The organism is Methanobrevibacter gottschalkii DSM 11977 (assembly GCF_003814835.1).
GTDB lineage: Archaea > Methanobacteriota > Methanobacteria > Methanobacteriales > Methanobacteriaceae > Methanocatella > Methanocatella gottschalkii.
The window spans coordinates 577,761-586,314 of record NZ_RKRG01000002.1 but is presented as its reverse complement, the minus strand read 5'-3'; the positions used below and the strand labels follow the sequence as shown (position 1 = coordinate 586,314).

Annotated in this window: 7 protein-coding genes; all 7 read right to left on the bottom strand. The window is 28.5% G+C overall.

Translation table 11 applies throughout. The features are described from left to right. Nucleotides 1-98 precede the first annotated feature (98 nt). The 7 genes from EDC42_RS06710 to EDC42_RS06680 all read right to left on the bottom strand — a co-directional run bounded on the left by EDC42_RS06710 (nt 99) and on the right by EDC42_RS06680 (nt 8,543). The gene (locus EDC42_RS06710) at nt 99-821 is read right to left on the bottom strand and encodes a glycosyltransferase family 2 protein (protein ID WP_069575479.1); all 723 of its coding nucleotides are present in this window, start codon (nt 819-821) and stop codon (nt 99-101) included. 12 nt (nt 822-833) lie between these two features. After that, nucleotides 834-2,354, bottom strand: coding sequence for a hypothetical protein (locus tag EDC42_RS06705; protein ID WP_069575478.1), 1,521 nt, complete (start codon nt 2,352-2,354; stop codon nt 834-836). Nucleotides 2,355-2,475: 121 nt separating this feature from the next. Next, a complete protein-coding gene (locus EDC42_RS06700) occupies nt 2,476-3,159 on the bottom strand; it encodes an amino acid ABC transporter ATP-binding protein (protein ID WP_069575477.1) in 684 nt (227 codons plus the stop codon). Between the two features lie 9 nt (nt 3,160-3,168). Beyond that, nucleotides 3,169-3,819, bottom strand: coding sequence for an amino acid ABC transporter permease (locus EDC42_RS06695; protein ID WP_069575476.1), 651 nt, complete (start codon nt 3,817-3,819; stop codon nt 3,169-3,171). Between the two features lie 31 nt (nt 3,820-3,850). After that, nucleotides 3,851-4,669 (bottom strand): amino acid ABC transporter substrate-binding protein, encoded by an 819-nt coding sequence (locus EDC42_RS06690; RefSeq protein ID WP_069575475.1) that lies wholly within the window; start codon nt 4,667-4,669, stop codon nt 3,851-3,853. Between the two features lie 191 nt (nt 4,670-4,860). Next, nucleotides 4,861-5,931, bottom strand: coding sequence for an acyltransferase (locus tag EDC42_RS06685; protein WP_123833421.1), 1,071 nt, complete (start codon nt 5,929-5,931; stop codon nt 4,861-4,863). 8 nt (nt 5,932-5,939) lie between these two features. Further along, a complete protein-coding gene (locus EDC42_RS06680; protein ID WP_069574649.1) occupies nt 5,940-8,543 on the bottom strand; it encodes a CDP-glycerol glycerophosphotransferase family protein in 2,604 nt (867 codons plus the stop codon). Between the last annotated feature and the right edge of the window lie 11 nt (nt 8,544-8,554).

Sequence of the window (8,554 nt, the reverse complement as noted above, 5' to 3'; positions counted from 1 at the left end):
TAATTAGTTCCTGGCCTGCAGGAACAGTATCTAAGAATTTCTCATCAACTACATGTGTGATGGATCCATCATGTTTTCTTCTGTAGTATAACTGCTGTTTAATAATGGAAAATTAGTTCCTGGCCTGCAGGAACAGTATCTAAGAATTTCTCATCAACTACATGTGTGATGGATCCATCATGTTTTCTTCTGTAGTATAACTGCTGTTTAATAATGGAAATTTTGTCTGCTTTTAATAATACATAATAAAAAAAGGGCATATCCTCAAATAAGATTCCTTCTGGAAATTTAGCATCAATACGTTTTAGGAATGATGTATTATATATTTTTTGACAAACACCAACAGACAAGTCAAAAATTGAACCTTTAAAATCATTAATGTTGAAAACAGTATTTTCAAATGATTCATCAAAGATATTTAAGTTAAACCAATCATTTTCATATGTTTTTCCAGTTTTTTCATCATAATTGATCATTTGATAGAATGTAAAGTCAGTATCTTTATCTTTTGCTTCACTGTAAGCTATTTCCAAGCCGTCGACTCGATACCAATCATCACCATCAAGATACATTATATATTCTCCCTTTGCAATATTCAGTGCTTTATTTCTACTTGCTCCAGGTCCTATGTTGTCGTGACTGATTAATTTAATTCGTTCATCTTCAAAGCTGTTGATAATGTTTAGCGTATTGTCTGTTGACCCATCATTAACGATAATTAATTCAAAATCAGTTAAGGTCTGTTTTAATATGCTGTCAATAGCTTTCCCAATATATTTCTCTTCATTGAATGCAGTTAATATTACTGAAACCTTTACCATTTTATTTACCTTCTATTTACTGTTTTTAAGTTTTCTTAAAGGTTCTGTTATTTTCCAGCTATTTGAATTAACAATTTCGTTGTATTTGGATTCAAGTGTTTCATTTTCTTTTTTGAGATTCTTATTTTTCTTTCTTAAAACATCATTTTCAGCTTTAAGTTTCTTGTTTTTATTCATTAAAGTTTGCAGTTCACCATTTAAGGTCATGTTTTTTTCTTTTAAATTGTTATATCGGGAAAGGTATTTTTTTCGCTCGTCAAATTCAAAACCAAATCTCCAGTTAAGTTCATTTATTCTTTTTTCATATATATTATCTTCAAAATAGTAATCCTGATCTTCATATCCATAATCATTTAGAATATCAATTAAAACGTCACATGAACTCTGATAATCAGTCATTGAAGATTTATACATTAATTCTTTTTTAGACAATATGCTGTCTTCTTCACATATTCCCCAAATATCTGATCCCGAACCGATGTAATCAGAATATTTTGAAGGTAAATATGGATTCACTTTAAAATGACCTTTGGTAATTGTATCATTTATAAGTAAAATGTCGAATTTTGTAGTTGCATTTAGAAATTCAAAGTATTTTAATGGTTTTTCAATGATAATATTATTTGAAATTTTTAAACTGCCTGTTGCGACTTTTAGTAATTCAGCACGTGACGTGAAAAAGTAAAGTTTAATTTTATCTTTATATTTGTGATTAAGTGCTTCAAATGCATAAAACAGTGATTCAAAATGTCTAATGTAATAATAAGTACCAAAATAAGCTATATTGATATTGTTATTGTCTAATCTGATTTCACAATCTTTAAAATTATAAAATTTTTTATCAATAGTTGGGTGAGCTTCTAACTTTGATTTATTCATTACAAATTCTCTTAACTCATTATCATAAACTGATAACATTACTTCTCTTTGATTTTCGTTTGTAAATATGATTTTATCAGCAAATATGAATGTCAGATATTCAGCCATAAAAAATGTATTGTTTGGATTGTCCAAAGCTTTAAAATCAGTATCACTGACTTCATTGAACTTTTCTATTTTCTCATTAAGCTTATTTATATAATCCGAATTATCAAGAATAGCTCTTGGATAATTTTTAATCGCACCGGTGTAGAGATTTAAAAGTAATGGGTCTGAGAATTCCGCTGTCCATTCAGCATTCGGATTTTTAAATTTATATTCCAAAGCTAAAAAATGGTTTGAATAAATATAAGATCTGCTATAAACTTTTTTATAGTTTTTTTTAATGGCTTTTAGTCCTAAATCAATATATTTAAAAATAAATGGAATATAATCCGGTTTAGTTTTAATGTCTATTGGAAATCTGTTATTGATATGTTTATTTATTATTTCATTAAAATCAGAAGATTCATCATAAGCACTTTGAATAACATCAACATTAAGATTTTTTTCCATAATTTTTCTTGCAACTACTAAACCACTGGTTTCTAAACGTGGAGGAAAATAGTAAGAAATAACAAGATAGTCCACATCATTATTTTCCATATTTGACAAGCTATCACCATTACTAATAAATTACTGGATAATAACAATTAAATTTTTTGGAAATTAAATAGGTATGGTGATTATTCTGTTTGATTTTAAAAAAGAGATTATTTAGATTAAATTAAAAAATTTAATCATTAAATTTTCCAAGGAATTCTTGCATTCTTTTATTATTGGATGTGAATACTTCTTCAGGTGAACCTTCTTCAACGATTACTCCATTTTCCATGAAAATAATTGAATCAGAGACTTTACGGGCAAAATTCATCTCATGAGTAACAATGACCATTGTCATATTATCTGCAGCTAACTGTTTTATTACAGCTAAAATTTCTCCAGTCAACTCAGGATCAAGTGCGGAAGTTGGTTCATCAAAAAATAAGATATCCGGATTCATTGCAAGTGCTCTTGCAATTGATACTCTTTGCTGCTGACCGCCGGATAATTCACAAGGATATGCATCTTCCTTATCTTCAAGACCCATTTTTTTAAGCAAATGACGTGCATGATTGAAAACTTCAGTCCTATCCCTTTTTTGAACTCTTAGAGGAGCATTCGTAATATTTTTAATAACTGAATGATGTGGAAATAAATTAAAATCTTGGAAAACCAATCCGAATGCGCCATCAAAATTGATAATTCCACTGTCTTCCTGTTCAAGATCGGTAATGCATCTAAGCAATGTTGATTTACCTGATCCGGATGGACCAATAATGGACAATACCTCACCTTTGTCTACATTAAGGGAAATATCCTTTAAAACAACATTATCTCCAAAGCTTTTTTTAAGGTTTTTTATTTCAAGTAAACTCATTATATCCCTCTAGTCATAATAATCTAATCTATTTTCTAAGTGTTCCATTACAAATGCAACTATTACATTAAATACATAGTAGAATATACCGGCAACGAGTAATGCAGCAATTGATGCATCTGCAGCTGCAATCTGTTTTGCAACAGTAAACATTTCTGGAATTGCAATAACAAATGAGAGGGAAGTATCCTTTACAAGAGTAATTACCTCATTAGTTATTGAAGGAAGAACTATTTTAAATACTTGTGGTAATACGATTATGAAAAATGTTTCAAATTTATTATATCCTAATACCTGAGCCGCTTCGTATTGTCCTTTTGGAATAGCTTCAATTCCACCTCTATAGATTTCAGCAAAATACGCAGCATAGTTAATTGTAAATGCAATAATGACTGCTATAAATCTATAATCTGCAGATAGACTCATACCAAACACATAATACGGTGCGAAAAATACAATAATTAATTGTAACATTAATGGTGTACCTCTCATTATTGAAATATAAATCTTCATTAGCCATCTTAATGGTGCAAATTTACTCATTCTTCCTCCGGCTACAACTAAACCGAGAGGAAGAGAGAATAATAATGTAAGTAAAAATATTTCAACCGAAGTAACCATACCTCCGAGCAATTGTCCAATCACGTTACTTAATATCATTTATTAAATTCTCCCTTCAAAACTAATAATTTTATGGTTGGATTAAAGCATCTTCAGAGATACCATACTTTTGTGCGATTTTAGCAACAGTACCATCTTTAAACATATCGTCTAAGGTAGATTGTACTTTGTCTTTTAAATCAGTGTTTCCTTGTTTGAATCCAATACCATATTTTTCACTGGTAATGGATTCTTTTAGGATTTGGTAATCACTAGTAGCGTTTTTATTTTTAATATCGTATTCTGCAACACCAATATCCATAGCAATTGCATCACAAGCACCGGATTCTAAATCCATGAATGCAGTATTGTAATCAGCAACTTCAGTTAAAGTTCCAAAAGTATCAGCTAAAGTTTTGTTATCTCCTTGAAGAGCAGCTAAAGCTGAGGAATCTTTTTGTGTTTCAACTATTTTACCTTTCAAATCAGCCGGAGTGTTGATTCCGGAGTTGGATTTAACAACAATTATTTGTTTGTTGTCAAAGTAAGGGTTAGACCAAGTGTAGTTGTCTTCTCTTCCATCCATAGTAAATCCATTCCAGATGCAGTCAATAGAACCAGAATCTAATTCTACATCTTTAGCATCCCAGTCAATTGGCTGGGCTTTGAATGTCCAGTTGTTTCTTTCACAAACTTCTTTTGCTAAATCTAAGTCGAAACCAGTGTAGTTTCCACTATCGTCTTTGTATCCATATGGTGGGAATTCTGCATCAAAACCAACAACGAAAGTATTATCATCATTTGATGAATCACTTCCTCCCATAAAATCAAATAAACCTGCGCTTACAGTAGAACACATCATTAAAGATATAACTACTAAAGCTAAAATAAAACCTATCTTTTTATTCATTAAAAACACCAGTATTTTTTATAGAATAGAGAAATTCTAATCTACAAATAAATTTTTGTTTTTGATATATTTATGTATTTATATTAAATTTAGCAAAGCATAGGTTTATTATTATCAATTGATGTAGTGAAATAAAATTTCATTGTTCTAAAATAATTATTTCAAGATTTGGATTTGGGATATTTCTATTTTTAATGTGCACCATTTATATTTCTTAAACCAGGTATCTTATCAAAAATCCATAAAATAAACCATGAACTACCTATTATTGCAATCATCATTATTGGTAACCATATAATCGGATTAAATGTGAATAATATTTTATATTCATATTTAAGGAAAAACAACGGATTATAATGGGCTAAATAAATACCGTAGCTGAAAGTGCTAATTGAAAATATTATTTTAAACATGAATGAATCTTTAAAGAATAAATAAATTCTGTTTTTAATCGATTCAGGTTTATTGCTACTAACCAATGCAAAATATCTTATAAACATGAATAATCCTGCAGACTGCACTACAGTAACAATAGTTTCATATTTATAATAGAGTAACTTATTTTTTAAGATGCACATTGTAATTGTATAATCAATGTTAATGAATGTGAATGTTAGAAATATCAGCAATGAAATCACTAATAACTTTGAATCGGACAATCTGAATTTCTTATTGGCTAAATAGTAACCCAGTACAAAATAACCTAAATATCCTGCAAAATAGCTTAATTCAAGTTGATGAAAAGGATACTGCCCGATTGTGTTTAAAAACATCACTCCTCCCCAGATCAATAAAAAGTATTCTACACCTCTCATATCATATTCTTTAATAAACGAATTTATAATCGGAATGAACAGATAAACACCTAAAATCATCCAAACAAACCAAAAGTTAGAATCAAAGTACATTTTTATAAAATTAGCAACAGTTGCAACCTGACCTTCAAATAGAATTTTGCTAATCGGAAATATCATCGCCCAAAATAAGAATGGAACCAGAACTCTAGAATATCTTCGTTTTAAGAAATCTCCAAGTTCATAATCCTTATTTAAAAGTAATGCACCACTTATCATCAGAAATAATGGAACACCAATAACACCAAAATCAATAAACTGCGAAACAAAGCACATATTAAAGCTGCCGGCAGGGGAATTTTGAAAAAATGCTCTTGTAACATGAGCCAAAACAACTAAAATAATAGCCAATGCTCTGATAAAGTCTAAATAAAAAATTCTTTTTCTACCATTAACCACTTTATACATGAATATCACTAATTTTTATAAATCCACTCATAAGTTCTCATACAATTATTTCTATCTGTGTATTTGAAGAAATCATCCACCCGTTTCCTGTATAAATCTTCCATAACACAATCATTATCCAAATAATATTTAATTTTATTAACAATATCATCCTCATTTTTAATTACTTCACCAAAACCCATGGACTCATAATTGAAATAACCATTTTCAGAATCAAAATGATAATCATTTGCATATTGGTAAAATATCAAGGGTTTTTTAATATATGCAAAATCAAAGAAAATGGAGGAATAATCTGTAATTAACAATGCTGATTCATTGAATATTTCCTGATACTTTTTAACATAATCTATAATAACATGATTATTCTTATCAAACAAATCAATAAATTTGTATAGGTTTGGGTGAGGTTTGAATATAATCTCATAACCTTTTTTTCCAGCATATTCTATAAATTCATTATTGTTGATTAATGAATTCCATCTTTTAAAATATTCTGAATTTTTCAAATCCTCTTCATTTTTAATGTAATTTCTCCAAGTTGGCATTATAACAATCTGTTTTTTCGCATTCTCACCATTTAAATTATCATAACGTGTGAAACCTAAGGTTTGAATAATATCTTCATCATAATTATAACCGACATCTAAAAATGATTTCTTTTCTAAATCTGAGGTTGTTGAGATTAATGATAAATTTCTATTAAATTTATGCAGCCAAGAGGACACATTATCTTTTGTAACCCCATGCTGCAGGAAGTAAACATTCGGATAAAAACCTGCAAACATTGTAATATTTTTACTAAAAAATGGATTATATAATGAAACAGCAGGTTGAGATGTGATAATCTTTTGGGAAAATAAAAATAGCAGCTTATGTTTAAATGATCCAAATGCAATGACATTCTTAAAGCTTTTGGACAATCTTTTAAAGTCAGAAGCATTTTTATCTAAGACATAATACTTATCCACATCATCTTTTTGGTTTAGAGCATATTTAAATAAATGTTCCCCATTATCATCTGCAAAGTCCTGCCTATCCATAAACATCCAGATTTTCCTGTTTTTCCAAAATGGATATAAAAGCATTATCAAAGTCCTGTAAAATATGCCTCCTCTATAATATTGCGGCCTCTCTTTAAGTATTTGAAAAATGGCTCTTAGGTCAAATTTGTATTTGCTTTTTGCATTTAATGGCATGGAATAAAATGAGTTGTCTTTAAGTAAAACCAACATGTTCTCTTTAACTGAATAATGCGAGAATTTAGATAAGTTTGAATATTTCCTTGGAGAAATCTTATTATTCCAAATTACATATTCTGAATTTTCGTGATATACTGTTCTAAATGAAATTTTTTCTATTTTTTTTTCGTTTATAGGAATTTTAAAGTCAAAATTGTAACTAAATATCCATGGATGGGATAAAAAAGTAACAGTTTTACGATTGGTTGTTGGATATTCCACGAATTTACCTTTATAATATTTTACATCACCATTTTCATCTTTTAAAAGTGCTTCAACAGAAATATTGTCGGAATAACAAATGCTTTTCAGATAACCGGATAAATTTAAAATTCCTTTTTTTATCTCAATAACATCAAAATGCAATTTCTGGTTATGCAAATTAAGCATTGAATAATTTTCAGTTTTAAAAAACACTTTATGCTGACTACAATCAATAGCAAATGATTTATTTTTAATAAATAATAAAAATGAAATTACAAAATTGTCCAAGAAGTTGTTTGATTTTATAGCTTTTTTAGAAACATTCTTTAAGACTGCATCCATCAAATTCCAAAACTCATTTAATTTATTCAAATCAGTACTGATTTGACTTAAATCCTCAATTCTAACAATATATTCCAGCTCTTTTGCAACAATGTGCTGTAAAAACTCAGGATTTTTATTCAAATTATCATCAGCATATTGCATTATATTATTCAATAGTTTTAATTTTCCCATTACATTTCTATAGTTTATATTTTCACTAAACTCACTTTCAGGATTATGATAACAGAAAATATCCTTAACAAATCCAAATTTATCATCGTCGATTAATATTTTAGAAGTTACGCTGATTCCGTTTTCATCAATATTTTTATCTTCAAAATAATAGTCAGTTCCACGAATAAAAGAAGCATAAATCGGCAGGTGAAAATAATAATTGAATTCTTTGTTATTTACTTTATTGATATCAATTAATCGATTTTCGGATAATGGTGTTTTGTATATAATGTTTTTATAAATCGGATCAAATAAAGCTATGGAAACTAAATTAATATCCGTATTGCTGTTAAATAAATCATTAACTGTTTTTAAGCAAGATTTATCAAAGGTATCTCCTGCTTTCATAAAATTAATAAATTCACCACTAGCATGTCTAAGTGCAAAATTCCTTGAATTTAAATTATCCTTATTTTCCAAAACTAAAATGTTGTTTGGATATTCAGTTATATATTCATCAATGTCTGATGTAAGTATATTACTATCTTTAATAATTATCAATTGAACATTTTGCCTGAAATCCAATTCTTGTGAAATAATTGAATCAATAGAATCTTTATATCCCGATAGGTTTGAAACAATAATTGAAAACTTGAAATTATCCGCCATATTAATCTCCA

Excerpts from the sequence above, each read along its gene's own strand:
- EDC42_RS06710 (WP_069575479.1), bottom strand. The coding sequence starts at position 821 with ATGGTAAAGGTTTCAGTAATATTAACTGCATTCAATGAAGAGAAATAT.
- EDC42_RS06690 (WP_069575475.1), bottom strand. The coding sequence starts at position 4,669 with ATGAATAAAAAGATAGGTTTTATTTTAGCTTTAGTAGTTATATCTTTA.
- EDC42_RS06685 (WP_123833421.1), bottom strand. The coding sequence starts at position 5,931 with ATGTATAAAGTGGTTAATGGTAGAAAAAGAATTTTTTATTTAGACTTT.
- EDC42_RS06700 (WP_069575477.1), bottom strand. The coding sequence starts at position 3,159 with ATGAGTTTACTTGAAATAAAAAACCTTAAAAAAAGCTTTGGAGATAAT.
- EDC42_RS06695 (WP_069575476.1), bottom strand. The coding sequence starts at position 3,819 with ATGATATTAAGTAACGTGATTGGACAATTGCTCGGAGGTATGGTTACT.
- EDC42_RS06680 (WP_069574649.1), bottom strand. The coding sequence starts at position 8,543 with ATGGCGGATAATTTCAAGTTTTCAATTATTGTTTCAAACCTATCGGGA.